The organism is Pseudomonas acericola (SeqCode) (genome assembly GCF_053456465.1).
Genome location: NZ_JBRFJB010000010.1, coordinates 118,423 through 135,809, shown reverse-complemented (window position 1 = coordinate 135,809; position 17,387 = coordinate 118,423). Strand labels below are relative to the sequence as shown.

Below are 17,387 nucleotides of genomic sequence, written 5' to 3'. Positions count from 1 at the left end.
CAACCCTGTGGCGAGGGAGCTTGCTCCCGCTGGAGTGCGAAGCGCTCCCAAGATTTTGGGGCCGCTACGCAGCCCAGCGGGAGCAAGCTCCCTCGCCACAACAAGCGCGCTCGCCACAGAATAGTGGGGGATTGTGCACGGTATTCGCCTAATCACCCGCCCCCGCGCCCGCACACAATGGCGCCATGGCCGAGACCAGCAAAGAAGACAAGACCGAAGCGGCGTCACCGCGCCGCATCGAAAAGGCCCGCGAAGAAGGGCAAGTCCCGCGTTCCCGCGAAATGAACACCTTTGTCATGCTGCTGGCCGGCATCGGCGGGCTGTGGCTGATGGGTGGGCACCTGTATGACAGCCTCGGCCAGGTGATGGAACAGGCGCTGCTGTTTGATCGCGCGCAACTGTTCGACACCGCGCGCATGCTCACGGTGCTCTGGCAACTGAGCCAGAACACCTTGCTGGCGCTGGCGCCGTTTTTTGCCTTGATGACCTTTGCCGCCCTCGCTGCACCGGCCTTGCTCGGCGGCCTGGTGATTACCCTGGCGGCGGTGCGCCCGCAGTTCTCGCGGGTCAACCCGATCAGCGGGTTGGCGCGCTTGTTTTCGGTGCAGGTGCTGGTGGAGTTGGCCAAGGCCGTCGCCAAGGCCACGCTGATCGGCACCGTCGCGTACTGCTTCCTCAACAGCCATCTCGACCAATTGCTGACCTTGCCCAACATGCCCGCGCCCAAAGCCCTGGCCACGGTGATGAGCCTGACCGCCAGCGCCTGCGCGATGTGCGTGGCGGCGCTGATTATCGTGGTGGGCATGGACGCGCCGTACCAGCTGTGGACCTACGCCAAGAACCTGCGCATGTCCAAGGAAGAGCAACGCCAGGAACACAAGAACGCCGACGGCGACCCGCATATCAAGGCCAAGATCCGCCAGGTGCAGCAGGCCCGCGCGCGGCGGCGGATGATGAGCAAGGTGCCCAAGGCCGACGTGATCGTCACCAACCCCAGCCACTTCGCGGTGGCGCTGTCCTACCAGAAAGACAAGAACGGCGCGCCACGCGTGGTGGCCAAGGGCGCGGATGACGTGGCCCTGCGCATCCGCGAGATCGCCGCCGAGCATCACCTGCCGATGCTGGAAGCGCCGCCACTGGCGCGGGCCTTGTATTTCCACGTCGATCTGGACCGTGAGATTCCCATCGAGCTGTACACCGTAGTCGCCGAAGTCGTCGCCTGGGCGATCCGCCTCAAGCGCGTCAGCGAACACGGTGGCGACCTGCCGCCGACCCCGGCGAACCTGAGCGTACCGCCGGGCATGGACCAGCGCGGCCCGCGCAACCCGACACCTGAGGATGAACCGAACGCATGAAAGGCATCACCGAATTTTTCGGCCCCGACTCCTGGCTGGCCACCACCGACCTGAAAGTCATGACCGGCCCGGTGCTGATCGTACTGATCCTGTCGATGATGATCCTGCCGCTGCCCACCTTCATCCTCGACCTGTTGTTCACCTTCAACATCGCCCTGGCGATCATGGTGCTGATGGTCAGCATGCTCACCGAGAAGCCGCTGGATTTCTCGGCGTTTCCCTCGGTGCTGCTGTTCACCACACTGCTGCGGCTGTCGCTGAACGTGGCGTCGACGCGGGTGATTTTGATGGAAGGCCACACCGGCCCCGACGCGGCCGGCAAGGTGATCGAGGCGTTCGGCGAGTTCCTCGTGGGCGGCAACTTTGCCGTGGGCCTGGCGCTGTTTTTGATCCTGGTGACCATCAACTTCATGGTGATTACCAAGGGCGCCGGGCGTATCGCCGAAGTCGGTGCGCGCTTCACGTTGGACTCGATGCCCGGCAAACAAATGGCGATCGACGCCGACCTCAACGCCGGTTTGATCGGCGAACCGCAAGCCCGTCAACGGCGCAAGGAAGTCGCCCAGGAAGCCGACTTCTTCGGCTCCATGGACGGCGCCAGCAAGTTCGTGCGCGGTGACGCCGTGGCCGGCCTGGTGATCATGGGCGTGTGCATCATCGGCGGCCTGGCCATCGGCATCCTGCAACACGGCATGGCGTTTGCCGATGCGGCGCACACCTACACCATGCTGACCATCGGCGATGGCCTGGTGGCGCAGATCCCCGGCCTGGTGATTTCGATTGCGGCGGGTGTGACCGTGTCGCGGGTCAACACCGAGCAGGATGTGGGCCAGCAGATGATGGGCCAGCTGTTCAGCCGCCCCAAGGTGTTGATGATGACCGCCGGCGTCATGGGCTTGCTCGGCCTGGTGCCGGGCATGCCGAACCTGGTGTTCCTGATGTTGACCGGGCTGCTGGGCGGCTTGGGCTGGTGGTTTTCCAAACAAGAAGCGCTGGCGCCGGAAGGCTCGCCCACGCAGACGTTGCTGCCCAAATCCGCGTCCCAAGGCAGCGAAGCCTCGTGGGATGACGTGCAGTTGGTCGACACCCTGAGCCTGCGCGTCGGCCACCGCCTGATCCAACTGGTGGACGCCCGCCAGCAAGGCGAACTGATCACGCGCATCAAGAGCCTGCGCAAGAAGTTCGCCCAGGACGTGGGCTTTCTGCCGCCCGTGGTGCATGTGCGCGACAAGCTGGAACTGGCCGCCAACACCTACATCATCAGCCTCAAGGGCGTGGAAATCGGCCGTGGCGAAGTGTTCCCCGGCAAGTGGCTGGCGATCAACCCGGGCAAGGTCACCCACACATTGGAAGGCACGGCGGCGGTGGACCCGGCGTTTGGCCTGCCGGCGATCTGGATCGACGCCAACCTGCGCGAGCACGGGCAGATCTACGGCTACACCGTGGTCGATGCGAGCACCGTGACCGCCACCCACCTCAACCACCTGCTGCACCAGCACGCCAAGGACATGCTCGGCCGTGGCGAAGTGCAGAAGCTGCTGGACAAGCTCGGGCCCGACAGCAAGGGCCTGATCGACGAAGTGGTGCCCAAGCTGGTGACGCTGACGGTGCTGCAACGGGTGCTGCAAAACCTGCTGGAAGAGAACGTGTCGATCCGCGACATGCGCACCATCCTCGACGCCCTCGCCGAACACGGCGGCGTGCTGCAACCGCCAGACGTGCAGGAACTGACCGCCGTGGTGCGCATCGCCCTCGGCCGCTCCATCGTCAACCAGCTGTTTGGCAACCAGGCCGAGCTGAAAGTCATCGGCCTGGATTTCAACCTGGAGCAGGTGCTGATGCAGGCCGTGGGCAACGGCGGCGCGCTGGAACCGAGCCTGGCCGACAACCTGATGCAACAGACCAGCCTGACCCTCAAACGCCAGGAAAACAGCAGCGAACCACCGGTGCTGGTAGTGCCCAACAAATTGCGCCCGGTGCTGTCGCGCTTCCTGCGCCGGCGCTTGCGCCAACTGACGGTGATCGCCCTCAGCGAAATCCCCGACGACCGCACCCTGCGCATGACCCACGTGATCGGAGGCAAGCCTAAGTGAGTGCGCAACGTTTTATCGGCGCCAACAGCCGCGAGGCGATGAACCAGGTGCGCGCAGCCTTGGGGGAAGACGCGTTGATCTTGTCCAGCCGCATGACTGACGCGGGCGTGGAGATCATGGCCCAGGGCGAAGAAACCGCGAGCGCGCCGCCGTTGCTGGAATGGCTGCTGGAAGCGGGCTTCAGTGGCGGTTTCAGCGAAGACTTGCTGGGCCGCACGCCCGCGCACTTGCCCGATGCCACGCCGGCACGGCTCAAGGCCTGGCTGGTGCAACGCCTGCACAGTCAATTGAACCTGTTGGGCGACGAAGCCGAGCTGTTCAAGGCGCCCACGGTGATTGCCCTGGTCGGGCCTACCGGCGTGGGCAAGACCACCACTACGGCGAAGTTGGCGGCGCGGTATGTGATGCGCCATGGTCCAGGCGACGTGGCGCTGGTGACCACCGACAGTTTTCGGGTCGGCGCCCATGAGCAGCTGAATATCTATGCGCAATTGCTCGGCGTCGAACTGCACACGCTGGCGCCGCAGGCTGCGCTCGATCCGCTGCTGGGCCGCTTGGCCGGCAAGCGCCTGGTGATCATCGACACCGTGGGCATGAGCCAGCGCGATCAACGCTTGCTCGCGCACATCCAGCAACTGCGCGGCGTGCGCCTGATGCTGGTGCTCAATGCCGCCAGCCACGGCGACACCCTGGATGAAGTGGTGCACACCTACCGTGCTGCCGCGCAGGCGGCCGGGTGCCGGCTGGACGATTGCATCATCAGCAAGTGCGACGAGGCAGCGCGCCTGGGGCCAGTGCTGGAGACCGTGATGCGCCACCGTTTGCGCCTGAATTATTTATCGACAGGCCAACAGGTGCCGGAAGATTTGCAACTGCCCGGTGCGTCGGCGTTCTTGCAGCAGGCGCTGGATATTTCCCGGCCATCGCGGTTTGCCGCGTCCCCCGCCACCGCCCCCCGCCCGCACCTCGACGCCCTGGCGCGCAGCCTGTTGGGGCAACGCAAGGCGCTGCTGGCCTTGCGCGACAGCCTGATCACGCACGTCGAGGGCTTTGCCTTGCTGGCGCAGGTCTGGCCGTTGATGGCGCAGCCGCTGGCGTGTTGGGAGAGTTTTCTCGGTGAGCCCGCAGCGCCGTCGAGCGCGGCGTGGATCTCGTCGGGCAAGGCGAGCCAGCGGGCGGTGTTTGAAGCGCAGCGACATCCCCTGGGCACGCTCGCCAAACGCAGCGAATGCTTCGGCATCCGCACATTGCGCTACCGCAACCGCCAAGCGCGGGTGACCTTGAGCCATCTGCCGGTGGCCTTTAAAGGCACCGCTGTCCGCGCCTGGTTTGCCACCTTGCAAGACAGTCACAGCGGCCAACATCTGAGCCAGCGTTATTGGCTGGTCGAGGAACAGCACGATCTGAATGAACAGGCCGCCGAACTGCTGCACCAACTGAAACAGGACGAACTGGCCGACCTGACCGCACGCGGTTCCACGCGGCTGCTCGACCTGCACCCACACCTGCACGCCGAACCCCGCCACTACCTGGCCGCCGGCTTCGCCGCCAGCGCCCTGCGGCTGGTCCAGGCCCCGGATGACTGGGCGTTCCAGGCGCGTGCGCAACTGCTCGGCTTATTGCCGAAAAAGCCCCGTGGGCAGGCGCGGGAAATCCTTGAAGGGTTGCTGCACCTGGCCGCCGTCATGGACAGCTTCGAGCATGCATGACCAGGCCGCCGGGTTGCGCCAGTGGGCCCAGCTCAATCAGCGCACGTTGCTGCTGTTCGGTGCGGCGCCCGAAGCGCTGCTGGCGCAGCAGGCGTTGGCGCGTTGGCATCGGCAAGGCCAGCGCTGGGTCGGTGACCCGACGCGCTGGCGGGTGCGGGCTGTGGATAAGTATCACCCAGACTTGGCGCAGTCGCGTTGGGGGATTTGGGTGGGCAGCGACTTGGGCGCGTTTGAGCGGGCGTTCAACACCTTGAGTTTGTTGCATGACTACGGCGGGCCGGGGCAGGTGTTGGCGTTGCATGCGGGGTTACCCCAGGAGGGCTTGCTCAGCAACTTGCGCGAAGCCGCGCAGCGGTATCTCGCCGTGCGCCTACTACTGATCAATGAAACCTAACTGTGGGAGCTGGCTTGTGTGGGAGCTCCCACATTGGAATTGCGTTAAGCGGGGAATATGTGGCCTGCCGCCTACCTGTTCTGCGCTTAGCCCCCCCGCCCCAGCAGTAATAATCCCGTGGATTTTCTGTCTTTCGCAGGCGCACACGATGTATACGGCACAGGGCAAGATAAACCAGCAGGAAGTGCTCCAGCAGTACCTGCCCATGGTCCGGCGCCAGGCGCTTGGGCTGAAGACCCGGTTGCCGTCCAATATTGAACTGGACGACTTGATCCAGGCCGGCAGCATCGGCTTGCTCGATGCCATGACGCGTTATGACTTGAACGTCGGCGCGACCTTCGCCACCTTCGCCTCCCAGCGCATTCGCGGGGCGATGATCGACGAGTTGCGCACCCGCGACTGGGTGCCCCGCAGCGTGCGGCGCAATGCACGGGCGGTGGAAGAAGCGATGCACCGCGTCGAACAGAACCTCGGCCGCCCGGCCAAGGAGCGCGAAGTGGCCTCGGCCATGGGCCTGACGCTGGCCGAATACCAGAAGGTGCTCGACGACACCAACGGCAGCCAGATGCTGCCCTTCGACGATATCGATGAAGAACACAGCGAAGGCTCCAGCTCACGCCTGCAAACACCGTTTGCCGAACTGCTCAACGAGCGCAACCGCGCCGACCTGACCCGCGCCATCGACGCCCTGCCCGCGCGGGAACGACTGCTGCTTGCGCTGTGTCATCACGAGAAGCTCAACTTGCGTGAGATTGGGGTGGTGCTGGAGGTGAGTGAGTCGCGGGTGTGTCAGTTGCATGCTCAGGCGATTGCGCGGTTGCATGTGAGCATGAAGGGCTAGGGCCTCCACACTTTTAAGATCACCAGAGATCAAAATGTGGGAGCAGGCAAGCCAGCTCCCACATTTGGATTGCATTTCAAATCAGGCTTCGGCGTAGGCCACTTCGTTGAAGCTCGCCACCAACCAGGTCAACTCTTCACGCGGCAAATGGGTCAGCGGCTGCAAATCAAACCGCGCCATGCGCCCGACAAACTCGCTGGGTTTCACCAAACGTTCAACCACATGGTAGTGCGGCCGATCCAGGTAATCGTCGAACAGCACGATCATCGGTTGGGTCGCCCGCAGGTACGCCGTGACAAAACAGGCGATGCGAAAACGCCCGTCGATAAGGATCACATCTGGCTGTTCAAAGAACGGCTCATCCCAGACCTTCAAAGGGTAGGTGTGGAATTTCTTCCAGTGCCGGGCGTTTTTCGGGCGTGCCCATTTGCCGGTTTCGCCCACGTTCACCGGGTAGATCAATGGCCGTGAGGGCAGCGTGGCGTTGGCGATCCAGGTTTGCATGTCTGCGGCCCAATGGGCGTCGTTTTCCACCGAGATCACGGTTTTGTCCGGCAGGTTCGCCGCCAGCAGGGTCGAGCCGCCGCTGCCGTATTCGAGGATCACCGAGGCTTGGGTGTAGAGGGTTTTGACGTACGCGGCGACGTCTGCCGGGAACGTGACCTGGGGTTCCTGCATGGGCTCGCGGGGCAATTCCAGCGGCTGCGGGTTCTGGCAGTGTTTGAGGTACTGGGTGGCCAGATCGTCGTCGATGGCCTTGAGCAGTTCACCCGCCACATCGTGGGCGGCGTAGACCGTGTGCAACAGGAACGCCAGCTTCAAACGCTGGTTATCCGACAGCGCGGCCAGGCGCGTCGCATCCGGCAGAAACAGCGCGTCGGCGCACACCAGGTGGGAGGTCTGCGGTTGATGCTGCAAGTTGTTCAAGCGGTAAAAACTGAAGCCGCGCCGGGCCAGGCAGCGGCTGATCAAGCCCACATCGGCCTGCTGGTCATGGGTCGGCGCGAAGTTGACCCGGGCCTGCACCAGCAACGTCTCGGCGAGGCTGCGCTGGCCGTGCTCGATCACGGCGAGGCTGTCGTTGAGGTTGTCGAGCAAGAGCCAATCCACCGCAGGCAGGCCGTTGATCGCGTCCAGCTTGAGGGTCGGCAGCGCCAGTTTGGCCAGTACGTTTGCAGTCGCCAGCGGTGCCAGCGTGGCGCTCATGCTCGGATCGAGACAGGCATACAGCGTGGCCGGCTGACCACTGCCCAACGCAGCGTGAGGGTAGTAGTGCAACTCACCGAGCTGGGCCAGTTGCCGCGCATTGCTGATGCGGCTGGCGGGGTCGAAGGCGACGGTGGAAAACGCCGCCATTTTTTGCAGAGCCACGAACTGCGCCGACGCGATCAACATACCGCCGTGATCGAGGGTCACGACTTTGCCCTGGAAGGTGAAGCGGAAACCTGCATCCTCTGGCGGCGCGGCCGGGTGGTGCAGTTCGACGGCAGCGTCGTCGCCGTCGAAACGGGCCTGCCCTTGCGCGTCCAAGGTCAACGCGGCTCGCGGTGTGTTCTCGCAATAGCGCTGCCAGATGGCGCGCATGGCCGTGTCGAAGTGGTTGGCGAAGCGCTGGCTGTCGCACACCGGCGAGCCCATCAGCACCTCGCGCAGATGGCTGCGGATACGGGTGAGGCTGTCGAGGTCGCTGGCCAGTTCGATCACACGTTGCTGATAGTGCTCCCAACTGTGCACCACCAATTCCGGCAACCCGGCGTTGATCAGGTGCGTGGCCGAGTGGCGCCCGGCGAACGTCGGGCCGGGGAACGTCACCACCGGCACGCCCATCAGCAAGGCTTCGCAGGTAGTGAGGCCGCCGGAATACGGCCAGGGATCGAGGGCGATGTCGATGCGGTTATAGGTGTCGAGCAGGCTTTTGTGACCCACCGGGCCCTCGATCAGCACACGCTCTTCGGCAATGCCCTGGGCCGCCATAAAGCCGTGCACATGGCCGCGCAACTCGCGGTTGCCGAACGCGCCGCCCTTGAGCAACAGGCGTGAGCCCGGCGTGGCGCGCATCACCTCGGCCCAGCGCGCCAGCAACTGGTCGTTGATCTTGGTCGGGTTGTTGAAGCAGCCGTAGGTGATGTAACCGTTGGCCAGCGCGGGCAAGGGTTTTATGTCGGGCGTGTAGGGCGGCGGGTCGTAGCAGATATAGTCGTCGGGCAGGCGGATGAGTTTTTCGGTGTAGTAGGCGTCTTCGCCAACCGGGGATTCGATGCGGTCGGTGAGCAGGTAGTCGATGGCGTCCAGGCCGGTGGTGTTGATCAGGCCGCCGACCCACTTCACCAGCAACGGCGCCGGCTGCAAGGCCATGGCGCCCATGCGGTTGCCGGCGTTGTGGCCGCACAGGTCGATCAGGATATCGATACGATCCTCGCGGATACGCTGGGCCAGGGCCCCGTCGTCCATGTGCTTGATCGCCAGCCACTGCTGCACCCTGGCCTGGATGCGCCGGGTCAGGTGGTCGCAGACCTGGCTGGTGCTGTAGGCGAACAATTCGTAGCGGTGGCGCGGCAGCTTTTCCAGCACGCCGACGATCATATTGCCCACCGGGTGCTGGCGCAGGCCATCGGACACCAGGCCGATGCGCAGGCGGCGGTTGGCGGTCTTGTCCGTCTCGGGGCGTGGCGGCACGACTTTGGGGCCGAAGCGCGATTGCCATTCCTTGCACACGGCGAAGATGTAATCGCGGCTGCGCTCGGGGTCGTAGTGCAATGACGTCAGGCGATTGGAATACGGCAGCACGTCCTTGCGCTTGGCCAGGGCCACGGCCTTTTGGTAGTAGGTGTCGGCCTTACCCAATTGGCCGATGTCCTTGTACAGGTTGGCCGCGTTGTTCCAATGGCTGTAGTCGCCGGGTTCGCGTTCGATCAGTTTTTCGAACACCGCGATGGCCTCACCGTGGCGCTCCAGGCGGTTGAGGATCAAGCCTTGTCGCGACAGCATGCGGCAATCCTGCGGCGCCAGTTCCAGCGCCTGTTGCACATGCGCCAGCGCCAGGGCGAACTGGCCCTTCTCGAAGTACAGCGTGGCCAGCCGGTGATGGCCGATGGCGAAATCCGGGTCTATCGCCAACGCTTTCAGCACCAGCTCCAAGGCGCGATCGGCCTGGCCGAGCTTTTGTGCGGTCTTGGCCACCAGCTCCAGGGCCTCGGGCTCGTCTGGCAGCAGGCGCAAGGCTTGCTCGAAACTGGCCAGGGCTTGCTCGGGGGCGCTGTGCAATTGTTGGTTGCCGAGGTCTTTCCACCCTTGTGGGGTCTTGGGGCGCTGGGGTTTGGGCATGAACGGGCATTCGCCTTGTGGATAAATAGTCTGGGGCAAATGCTAGCGCGACAAGCCCGTCACCAAAGCCCGGATAAGCCTGCCTTGGCGGGGGGATTAGTGGGGATTGCGTTCAAAGATCAGACTGCGCAATACGCCAGTGAAAGCAAAACTCCTTCGTTTGAAAACACTTTCCCTAGACGAGGAAAGAATTTGTTGTTTAACGGCAACGATGCCTTGGTGTTTCTATGCAACTAGATATTACATCCACGTGTATAGCGCAGTAGCTTTATAAATCAAAGGTGGAGCAACACGTAGGAAAAGCCACCCAGAACTATCCGACAAATTATAGGAAGCACACACGAAACTTGAACTAAAAATAAAAAAATTGAAATTGACAATCACAACAGCCTCTCATTACGTTTGAAGCGCATCGCAAACCTGCGAAGGCATTAACTCAGATCATCAGTGGAGCTCTATATGAAACGAGTAATTATAGAACCGACGCTTAACAACCAATCAAACGATGCGTACCAGACCCCTCACTTCTCAATAAAGACGGTGACGGTAGCCCGCTACACATTCACTCCAAACCATCGTGATAGCGGTGTCCATACTGAGACCCCTAATCATCGAAAGTTAGCGCTTAAGCACTGACACGCAGCCTGGGCTCAGGCCCAGGCTACCACTTAAAAAACACCTAACTATAGGATGGTCGGGCGGCTATGTGTACGGCGAAAAAGAAATGGCTCTCGAACGACATATTTTTTGTGCTCAAAGAAGGCGCAGCTTATTTGTGGGACTATAGAAATCACGCTCAATACCAAATAAGCGTCAGCGAATTTGAGCGGCTAGTGAACTTTTCCGCAGGCGACGTTGTAAAAGACACCATCGACGACATATCCATAGATACATGTGGAATCTTACTTGAAGAAAAACCGACTGATGAATGGGGTTGGGACGAACTATCGAAAATATTCCACATTGGGACATCCCACCCAAACCCACCCACACCAGACAAACCAGAGCTGTACATTGAATATGCTAAAAGCTACTTAGATTTTTGCGAATCCATTCACAAAAGCGAACCAACTATTTCTTTGATAAAAGGCGGAACAAAAACATTTCTGCCACCTCCAAATATTTCAATCATTCAAAAATCTAGCCTTTGGGAGACCCTCTTGGCTCGTCACACCTGCAGAGACTTCTTCGATACGCCAGTATCGATTCTATCGCTCGCGACTATACTGTATGGAACTTTAGCAGATAAAAAAGAGACCGAATATGATGCACCGATTGGAGCCCAAAAATTCGGTTTCAGAAGAACGTCGCCTTCAGCCGGAGGCTTACAGGCTACAGAGGGTTATGTCTGGGTACGAAATGTCGAGGATCTGGCGCCAGGCATTTATCATTACATAAGTGAGCAACATGTTCTCGAAAAAGTACGCGAACTTCCGCCCGAAGTAATTTCCACTTACTTGTGCGGCCAGCACTGGGCAAATAATTTAGCATTTGCAATTTTCTTCACCTCTCGTTTTGACAAACTTTGGTGGAAATACCCCCACTCTCGTGCCTATCGGTCAATGCTGCTAGATGTCGGGCATCTGTCACAAACCGCTAATTTATTGATCACGGCTCTAGGTTTACATCCTTGGCTGACCGGATACTTCCATGACAAAGAGATAAATGAACTACTAGAGGTAAACCTTCCCTCGGAGCACGTTATTTTTCTGGTGGGCGCTGGACATAGAACGGGCAGTTCATACACCAAAGAAGTTAGAGAGCTCCTAGAGGGAACTTGACAGGAAAACTAAACATGACCAACTCGAAAAATAATGACATTGTAATTCTTGGAGTGAAAGATGGACATGACGGGGCGATAGCGCTAATCATTGGAGACCACCTGGAGTTCTCGATAGAAGCGGAAAAAGATAACGGCCTTCGATTTTCAAGTGTAACACCCGATACACTGCTGAAAGCTTTGCACATGATCAGTAAACCTGTAACTATAGTCGCTCAGGGAGGGTGGAGTAGAGGAATGAGCCCAGACTCAGAAAGAGATGCCATTGGTGCTGGCTATTCCGGTTTAAAAAAGATCATTTTTCAAAATCGTTCCATATTTGGTCACGACGTTGCATATTTTTCATCTTCCCATGAACGCTCGCACCTTTTATGTGGATATGGCCTTTCACCATTTCCACAGGGGCAGCCTTGCTACGCATTACTCTGGGAGGGTTATTTCGGAGCATTTTATCGAATCGATGAAAACGTCAACATCACTCACTTAGGCTGCGTAATTGAAAACCCTGGGGACAGATTTGCTTTTTTATACGCGCTCGCTGACCCAACCTTTAATAATTTTGGAGCGGGGCAAATTCGCTTAAGTGATGCAGGCAAGCTCATGGCATTGGCCGCTTATGGAGAAAACAGTAATATTGATGAGGAGGCCAGAAATTTAATAGCAACACTAATCGATAAAAATTTGGACTTCAGAACGATTCACAAGCGCGAATTCCGCAACAGTATCTATTACAATATTGGCCTTGACGACCCTCGACTCGCATCACTTGCCTATCACTACTCAAATGCAATTTTCGATCTATTCCATGAGTTCGCACGGAAAATAGTTTTTGATCATGCGCCTCTATTGATCGTCGGCGGGTGCGGACTAAATTGCGACTGGAACTCAAAATGGAAAGAAACAGAGCTATTTTCTGACGTCTTTATACCACCGTGCACGAACGACAGTGGGTCTGCAATTGGAACGGCAATTGATGCATTATTGCATACTAAGGGACTGGCTAAAATCAAGTGGTCACCCTATGCCGGCGAGCCATCACGCACTGACACAAATCGTACAGGCGCCTTCATTAGCGAGCCCTATAATGAGCAACGTGTCGCGCGACTGCTTCATGATGGTTGTATATTAGGCTGGGTGCAAGGCAGATATGAAATGGGCCCTAGAGCCTTGGGAAATCGCTCGATCTTAGCAGCGCCTTATCCTAGGGAAAACCTCAACAGATTGAATAGCATTAAGAAGCGCGAAGGATTTCGGCCTATCGCGCCGATATGCCTAGAAGAATGTATGGGCGACTACTTTTACCCGTCCACCCCATCACCCTTTATGCTGGAATTTCGCAAAGTCGTGTCAAGCAGAATACCGGCTGTAACGCATATCAATAACTCTGCGCGCCCTCAATCAGTCAACAAATTCCAAAATCTTAGACTACATCAGCTACTCAGTGCCTATCGCGACATATCAGGGGTCGGAGTGCTTTGTAATACATCTCTAAACTTTAATGGTCGCGGCTTTATAAATAGCCTGAGTGACCTATATCGTTTTGCCAGCAATCACGGGCTTGACGGATTCGTCTTTGAAGACACACTTTTTCTAAATTCAGATCGACAAAATGAACACGTCAAGTAAGCTTATTTGCGTGCAAGCGTTATCCAGCCTCTCACTATGGCTTGATGTTTTTTTGATCTTCACCGTACCTGTATATCTATGGCATGCCTCTCCTTCAGAGATAGCGATCCTGGCTTTTTGCCTCGGCGCCCCGATGTTATTTCTCGGACCTATCGTAGGAACACTAATAGATCGACACGACGTAAGGAAAACACTGACGTTTGGCGCCTTGCTGCGCGCTACGTCTACAGTGGCACTCGCCGTCTCTCCTGACCTCCAATCCTTTTTGCTCTTTGTGGTGTTGAAAGGCGTATCAAACTTAATTTACTTCCCTTCGATAGCCATTACGGTTCGCCAGTTGATCGTAGCCGAGGAGCGTAAATCTTTTTTTAGCCACGCCAGCCTCTTTGATCAATCTTCCAAACTGTTTGCCCCATTAGTTGCTGGCGCGCTAACGGCGATGCTGTCACCCCAAAATGTCTTTTTTATATCAGCCGTTGCTGTGTTTTTAACACTCCCCCTTCTACGATCTATTTGTTTAGCCATCCAAACGCAAACCGACGACTCACGGACAACAATCCTTGCGCTATACCGTGACATCGCAAGAGGGTTTTCAATATTTAATGCATTACCCTTTCAACTGCGCATAGGTTTCTTGTATTCCTTACTGACCTCGTTAGCCTTAGGCGTTTACGACCCGCATGTGGCATCTTTTCTAGCCTTTGAAGGCTTACCTCCCGTTGCTTTTTCAGTCGTCATCTCCGCCACTGCGGGTGGCGCAATAGGTGCTGCACTGTTAATAAAATTTAAACTGGGCGACATCGACGAAGTTCGCCTTCGACTTTATGCACTCGCTACTTTCTCCATAGCCTTAAGTATGACTGCCACCTTGGTATTTTTCCAAATCCCTGGAAGATCCTCACTCTACCCAGCTGTATGGTTTGTTAATGGGTTCGGCTATGAAATGCTCATCATATCTTCAAATATAATCCTTCAACAATTATGCCCCCCTGGCAATATCGGAAGAGTCTCTACCTCCTTTAGAAGCATTCAAATTTTATGCATCATCGCTGGCCCCTCCTTAGGAACATTACTAATAGCCGCAAGCGGCCGCCCCGCGCCTTTTATTGTGGCTGCATGCATGGCTTTTTTTACGGCATTAATGTCAATTGCGATCTACTTTCACATAGACAGAAGGCAGACAAAGCCCCTTTAAGCTAGTGCAACCAAAGAGCAGCGCTCAGAATCAATTAATTACCTAGCGAACCAACCTGCATTCAATGCCACCTAATCAAATTCCAGCCACAAAAAAAGGGGCTCAGCGTGCGCTGGCCCCTTCTCTACCTGCAGGTACTTATTGCAGCAGCGACAGCATCTGTTGCGGCATCGAGTTGGCCTGGGCCAATACCGACGTACCGGCTTGTTGCAGGATCTGCGCGCTGGTCATGGCCGACACTTCGGTGGCGTAGTCCACGTCCTGGATGCCCGAACGCGCGGACGTCAGGTTGGTGGTGGTGGTGGAAATGTTGGTGATCGCCGAGTCGAAGCGGTTTTGCACCGCACCCAGGTCCGAACGCATGGAGTCCACGGTGTTCAGGGCGTTGTCGAGGGTGGTCAGGGTGTTGGTGGACTTCTTGCTCACCGCGTTGTCGGTGTCGATGCTGATGCTCGCCGAGGTGGTGGTGCCGTCGGTGGTCAGGGTCACTTCGGCCGCGTAGGTCTTGCCGCCGACGGTCAGGAAGTAGTCGCCATCGGCGTCGGTGGACAGAGTGCCGCCGGTCACGGTGGTGCCGGACTTGTCGACATAGCTGGTGTTGGTCGAAGTGATCGCGGTGCCCGCGGAGTCCGACAGGGTGCTGGCGGTCAGGGTGGTGTCGTAGCCGTTCACGTTGAAGCTGCTCAGGCCGAGGGTGTCGGCGTTGATTTCGCTGAGCTTGATGTCGATGGTTTCGCCATCGTTGGCGCCGACCTGGATGGTGATGGTCTGGTCTTTGGACAGCACGTCCACGCCGTTGAATGCGGTTTGCGAGGAGATACGGTCGATCTCGTCGAGGCGCTGGGTGATCTCGTCCTGGATCGATTGCAGGTCGGACTGGGAGTTGGTGCCGTTGGCCGCTTGTACCGACAGCTCACGGATGCGCTGCAAGTTGTCGTTCACCTGGTCCAGCGCGCCTTCGGTGGTCTGCGCCAGGGAGATGCCGTCGCTGGCGTTGCTGCTGGCCTGGGACAGGCCGGTGATCTGCGAGGTCATGCGGTTGGCAATCGCCTGGCCGGCGGCGTCGTCGGAAGCGCTGTTGATTTTCAGGCCCGACGACAGGCGCTCGATCGAGGTGCTCAGGCTGCTCTCGGAGGAGTTCAGGTTTTGCTGGGCGATCATGGACGTGATGTTGGTATTGATGACTGACATGGTGCAGTTCCTTTCGTGGGTGAGCCGCTTGGGACAGAGTTCGGGCCCGGCGCCGAGGACATTCCACGCCGTTGCCGTACAGACAAAGCGAACATCGGCGAACCGATTAGCCGTCTTTAGGCAGCCGTTGAAAAAATTTGCGCAGCCCCCCGATTTCGCCAGTGAAAGTGCCTGTATTAGCTGATTTGAATCCGCACCCCGCGCGTTATAACTCCCGCCTTGGCCCACAACTGGAGTGCTGCATGAACCCCTCAACCCTGATCGGCCTGCTCGCCAGCCTGCTACTGCTGGCCGTGCTGCTGGTGTTCAGCGCGCAACAACCCGGCTTGTTTGTCGACCTGCCGGCGCTGGGCATTGTGGTGGTCGGCACCTTTGCCGCGACCTTCATCAGCTACCCGTTGCGCGAAGTGCTGCGCATCTTCAGCCTGATCAAGACCGTGGTGCGGCATGAGCGCGAGTACACCCAGGAAGACATTGACGAGTTGGTGAGCCTTTCGCGGCTGTGGATCGACGGCGACCTGCGTGCCGTGGAAGACGTGCTCGACGGCGTGAAAAATCCCTTCCTGCGTTCCGGCGTGCAGTTGGTCATCGACAAAACCCCGCTGGACGACATCCTCGACCTACTGCAATGGCGCATCGCCCGCCTGCGCGCCAAGGAACATGCCGAGGCGCAGCTGTTTCGCGTGATGGCCAGCTACGCCCCCGCGTTCGGCATGCTCGGCACGCTGGTGGGGTTGGTGAACCTGATGTTCGTGCTCGGCGACGGCGACATGGTGACCATCGGCCGGCAAATGGCGGTGGGCCTGATGACCACGCTGTACGGCGTATTGCTCGCCAACCTGCTGTGCAAACCGGTGGCGGTGAAGCTGGAACGCCGCACCGAACAGCGCGTGGTGGTGATGAACATGGTGCTGCAAGGCGTGGCGATGATGGCCAACAAACGCAGCCCGGGGTTGATGCGCGAGACGCTCAAATCCTTTGTGGCGCATTACCAGAATGAACTGCGAGATGAGCCTTTGCGGGTGCCGCTGCGGCTCAGTTGGAAACCGCGCACGTGAGGCCGGTGACGCGTATCCAGGCCGCAGCGATTGCCAGCGGCATGCCGCCGGTGGAAGACGCGGCGGGTGAGACGTGGATGATGACGTACCTGGACATGATGACGTTACTGCTGGTGGTGACCATGGCGATGCTAGCGTTGGCGGGCAAGGGGCATGAGCGTACGCGGCACAGTGCCGAGGTCAGTGGGCCGCCGGTGTTTTCCTTTAAGCGATTGGCCTCGGTGGAGGTGCCGGGAGCGTTGTTGTTGGTGCCTGTCGTGGCGCCTGAACCTGAGCCGGTTGCCGCGCCTGAGCCGGTTGTGGTCGTTGAACCTGAACCCGCGAAACCGACGACACAAGATCTGCTCAACGAACTGCCGCTGGATCAATTGGGCAACGACATCGAAGTGGTCACCAATGAAAGCAGCGTGAGTTTTCGCATCAGCAGCGAAATCCTATTCCCCTCCGGCCAATCCGACCTCAACCTCGGCGGCCTCGCCGTGTTGCACAAGCTCATCCCGGTGCTCGACAGCGTCCCGCATAAACTCATCGTCGCCGGCCACACCGACACCCAAGACATCCGCAGCGCCCGTTTCCCCTCCAACTGGGAACTCTCCAGCGCCCGCGCCGGCAGCGTGGTGCGCTACCTGCAAGCCAACGGCATCCAGCCCGGACGCCTCGCCGCCATCGGCTATGCCGACACCCGGCCGCTGGCGGATAACGCGACGGCTGAAGGCCGCGCGCGTAACCGTCGGGTGGAATTGATCCTGGAGCGGTGACGGCCGGGGTTGTTTTTTGCGCTGAAGAACAGTGATCATCGCCCTCCCCCGACTGTTGAGGAA

Annotated in this window: 12 protein-coding genes; 10 read left to right on the top strand and 2 right to left on the bottom strand. The window is 58.9% G+C overall.

Annotation, left to right across the window (positions count from 1 at the left end; genetic code table 11):
• The first annotated feature begins 185 nt into the window (after window positions 1-185).
• From flhB to ACU688_RS25685, 5 genes are all read left to right on the top strand, one after another.
• Complete coding sequence (gene flhB, locus ACU688_RS25705) at window positions 186-1,355, top strand: flagellar biosynthesis protein FlhB (RefSeq protein WP_448186894.1); 1,170 nt, start codon at window positions 186-188, stop codon at window positions 1,353-1,355.
• The gene (gene flhA, locus ACU688_RS25700) at window positions 1,352-3,448 is read left to right on the top strand and encodes a flagellar biosynthesis protein FlhA (RefSeq protein WP_207041681.1); all 2,097 of its coding nucleotides are present in this window, start codon (window positions 1,352-1,354) and stop codon (window positions 3,446-3,448) included. The genes flhB and flhA overlap by 4 nt, the downstream gene beginning before the upstream one ends.
• A complete protein-coding gene (locus ACU688_RS25695; protein WP_448186893.1) occupies window positions 3,445-5,157 on the top strand; it encodes a flagellar biosynthesis protein FlhF in 1,713 nt (570 codons plus the stop codon). Before flhA ends, ACU688_RS25695 begins: the two co-directional genes overlap by 4 nt.
• A complete protein-coding gene (locus tag ACU688_RS25690; RefSeq protein WP_448186892.1) occupies window positions 5,150-5,551 on the top strand; it encodes a hypothetical protein in 402 nt (133 codons plus the stop codon). The genes ACU688_RS25695 and ACU688_RS25690 overlap by 8 nt, the downstream gene beginning before the upstream one ends.
• A gap of 148 nt (window positions 5,552-5,699) precedes the next feature.
• Entirely contained in the window at window positions 5,700-6,392 is a 693-nt protein-coding gene (locus ACU688_RS25685; protein WP_124526401.1) for an RNA polymerase sigma factor FliA, read from the top strand.
• Window positions 6,393-6,473: 81 nt separating this feature from the next.
• On the opposite strand, the gene ACU688_RS25680 is transcribed toward ACU688_RS25685, so the two are convergent.
• Window positions 6,474-9,716 carry an O-linked N-acetylglucosamine transferase, SPINDLY family protein gene (locus ACU688_RS25680; RefSeq protein WP_448186891.1) on the bottom strand — a complete coding sequence of 1,081 codons (3,243 nt, stop codon included), beginning with the start codon at window positions 9,714-9,716 and terminating at the stop codon, window positions 6,474-6,476.
• A 704-nt stretch (window positions 9,717-10,420) separates the two neighbouring features.
• Between ACU688_RS25680 and ACU688_RS25675 the strand changes: the two genes are divergently transcribed.
• From ACU688_RS25675 to ACU688_RS25665, 3 genes are read left to right on the top strand one after another with little or no spacing between them, the layout of a single operon-like run.
• Window positions 10,421-11,497, top strand: a complete 1,077-nt coding sequence (locus tag ACU688_RS25675) for a SagB family peptide dehydrogenase (RefSeq protein ID WP_448186890.1) — start codon at window positions 10,421-10,423, stop codon at window positions 11,495-11,497.
• Window positions 11,498-11,511: 14 nt separating this feature from the next.
• A complete protein-coding gene (locus ACU688_RS25670; protein ID WP_448186889.1) occupies window positions 11,512-13,122 on the top strand; it encodes a carbamoyltransferase C-terminal domain-containing protein in 1,611 nt (536 codons plus the stop codon).
• On the top strand, window positions 13,106-14,317 hold the full coding sequence (locus ACU688_RS25665; RefSeq protein WP_448186888.1) for an MFS transporter: 1,212 nt from the start codon (window positions 13,106-13,108) through the stop codon (window positions 14,315-14,317). Before ACU688_RS25670 ends, ACU688_RS25665 begins: the two co-directional genes overlap by 17 nt.
• 138 nt (window positions 14,318-14,455) lie before the next feature.
• Here ACU688_RS25665 and ACU688_RS25660 read toward each other — a convergent pair whose 3' ends face one another.
• Window positions 14,456-15,508, bottom strand: coding sequence for a flagellin N-terminal helical domain-containing protein (locus tag ACU688_RS25660; protein WP_017736843.1), 1,053 nt, complete (start codon window positions 15,506-15,508; stop codon window positions 14,456-14,458).
• Between the two features lie 242 nt (window positions 15,509-15,750).
• Between ACU688_RS25660 and ACU688_RS25655 the strand changes: the two genes are divergently transcribed.
• A complete protein-coding gene (locus tag ACU688_RS25655; protein WP_448186887.1) occupies window positions 15,751-16,566 on the top strand; it encodes a motility protein A in 816 nt (271 codons plus the stop codon).
• The gene (locus ACU688_RS25650; RefSeq protein WP_448186886.1) at window positions 16,563-17,324 is read left to right on the top strand and encodes an OmpA/MotB family protein; all 762 of its coding nucleotides are present in this window, start codon (window positions 16,563-16,565) and stop codon (window positions 17,322-17,324) included. The genes ACU688_RS25655 and ACU688_RS25650 overlap by 4 nt, the downstream gene beginning before the upstream one ends.
• Window positions 17,325-17,387 lie beyond the last annotated feature (63 nt).

What these genes read in the sequence shown, in the direction of transcription:
- flhB (WP_448186894.1), top strand. Translation starts at nt 186, where the DNA reads ATGGCCGAGACCAGCAAAGAAGACAAGACCGAAGCGGCGTCACCGCGC.
- flhA (WP_207041681.1), top strand. Translation starts at nt 1,352, where the DNA reads ATGAAAGGCATCACCGAATTTTTCGGCCCCGACTCCTGGCTGGCCACC.
- ACU688_RS25690 (WP_448186892.1), top strand. Translation starts at nt 5,150, where the DNA reads ATGCATGACCAGGCCGCCGGGTTGCGCCAGTGGGCCCAGCTCAATCAG.
- ACU688_RS25685 (WP_124526401.1), top strand. Translation starts at nt 5,700, where the DNA reads ATGTATACGGCACAGGGCAAGATAAACCAGCAGGAAGTGCTCCAGCAG.
- ACU688_RS25680 (WP_448186891.1), bottom strand. Translation starts at nt 9,716, where the DNA reads ATGCCCAAACCCCAGCGCCCCAAGACCCCACAAGGGTGGAAAGACCTC.
- ACU688_RS25675 (WP_448186890.1), top strand. Translation starts at nt 10,421, where the DNA reads ATGTGTACGGCGAAAAAGAAATGGCTCTCGAACGACATATTTTTTGTG.
- ACU688_RS25670 (WP_448186889.1), top strand. Translation starts at nt 11,512, where the DNA reads ATGACCAACTCGAAAAATAATGACATTGTAATTCTTGGAGTGAAAGAT.
- ACU688_RS25665 (WP_448186888.1), top strand. Translation starts at nt 13,106, where the DNA reads ATGAACACGTCAAGTAAGCTTATTTGCGTGCAAGCGTTATCCAGCCTC.
- ACU688_RS25660 (WP_017736843.1), bottom strand. Translation starts at nt 15,508, where the DNA reads ATGTCAGTCATCAATACCAACATCACGTCCATGATCGCCCAGCAAAAC.
- ACU688_RS25655 (WP_448186887.1), top strand. Translation starts at nt 15,751, where the DNA reads ATGAACCCCTCAACCCTGATCGGCCTGCTCGCCAGCCTGCTACTGCTG.